General features: G+C 40.5%; 1 protein-coding gene. It reads left to right on the top strand.

Annotation, left to right across the window (positions count from 1 at the left end; all coding sequences use genetic code 11):
- Positions 1-108: 108 nt before the first annotated feature.
- Entirely contained in the window at positions 109-801 is a 693-nt protein-coding gene (locus IG80_RS0112025) for a toxin-antitoxin system YwqK family antitoxin (protein WP_032114265.1), read from the top strand.
- Positions 802-803: the final 2 nt, after the last annotated feature.

Genomic DNA, 803 nt, shown 5'->3' with positions numbered 1-803 from the left:
AGGAGCCGTTGTCACAGTTGCAGGTGAGGCTACAGCAACCATAGGAGGAGAAGGCAGTACTCAGATAACAGGCGCAGCAGTTACATTAGCTTAAAAATAGAGAAGAAAATGAGCAACACGCAACTTCAACAAATGCAACTTCCGGCGAGCCAAAAAACCGCAGAGATTCTTGATAGTGTTCAAGAGATGAAAACGGCAAAAGGAAAGCTATTAAGACGGATTCCTTTTAAAGAGGGGCAACGAAATGGAGTTGCTGAATATTATGATAATAAAGGAAATATTACTAAACGAGCGACCTTCTCGAATGGTTTACGGGAAGGCCCCACTCTTGTTTACGATAAAGAAGGGAAACCGCACCGTAAATATCACTTTAAAGAAGGACTTTTGGAGGGATTAGCTGAAACCTATGAGAAAGGAATAATTTCAGCAGAAATTCCCTATCGAAAAGGAAAGATTCATGGGGTTGCGAAATTTTATACGAAAGGGGGCGCTCTTCAACATGAAGTTCCTTATATCGAAGGGAAAATGCATGGGGAAATGATCACCTACAATCCCTTAGGTTACATTACGGCAACTATTCCCTATGAAAAGGGCATTAAGCACGGCATTATGAAGGCTTATTACCCATCAGGGAATCTTTTACAAACAGAAGCTTATGAACAAGGGCTTCTGCAAGGAAATTCGACGAAGTATTTTGAAAACGGAAATGTTGCTTCTTATATGGTATATGAGAAAGGTAAACGCATTGAAGGCCCTTATATTTATTCTCCCAAGGATGGGTCTTTGATAAAATCAAGTTAGAG

It is taken from the genome of Candidatus Paracaedibacter symbiosus (assembly GCF_000757605.1).
GTDB classification, from domain to species: Bacteria; Pseudomonadota; Alphaproteobacteria; order Paracaedibacterales; family Paracaedibacteraceae; genus Paracaedibacter_A; species Paracaedibacter_A symbiosus.
The sequence above is the reverse complement of the archived record's forward strand: the minus strand, read 5'-3'. Positions and strand labels throughout refer to the sequence as shown.